The sequence below is a fragment of the Lentzea kentuckyensis genome, assembly GCF_002150765.1.
Classification (GTDB): Bacteria; Actinomycetota; Actinomycetes; order Mycobacteriales; family Pseudonocardiaceae; genus Lentzea; species Lentzea kentuckyensis.
In genome coordinates, this window is sequence record NZ_MUYM01000189.1 from 3,825 (window position 1) to 4,156 (window position 332).

Annotated in this window: 1 pseudogene; it reads left to right on the forward strand. The window is 69.3% G+C overall.

The features are described 5' to 3' along the window. Nucleotides 1-332: pseudogene (gene fbiC / locus B0F77_RS50345) on the forward strand (7,8-didemethyl-8-hydroxy-5-deazariboflavin synthase); the annotation flags it as partial.

Here is a 332-nt window from a genome sequence, read left to right on the forward strand (position 1 = left end):
GCTGACCGACGCCGGGCGCGTGAACGTTCCGTTCACCACCGGAATCCTGATCGGGATCGGCGAGACCATCGCCGAGCGCGCCGAGTCGTTGCTCGCGATGCGCCAGGTCGCCAAGCAGTACGGGCACATCCAGGAAGTGATCATCCAGAACTTCCGCGCCAAGCCGGACACGGCGATGCGCGGCATGCCCGACGCCGACCTCACCGAGCTCGCGGCGACGATTGCCGTTGCGCGCCTTGTGATGCCGTCGACCGTCAGCGTGCAGGCGCCGCCGAACCTGGTCGGCGGGGAGTTCGACCTCATGCTGCGCGCGGGCGTCGACGACTGGGGCG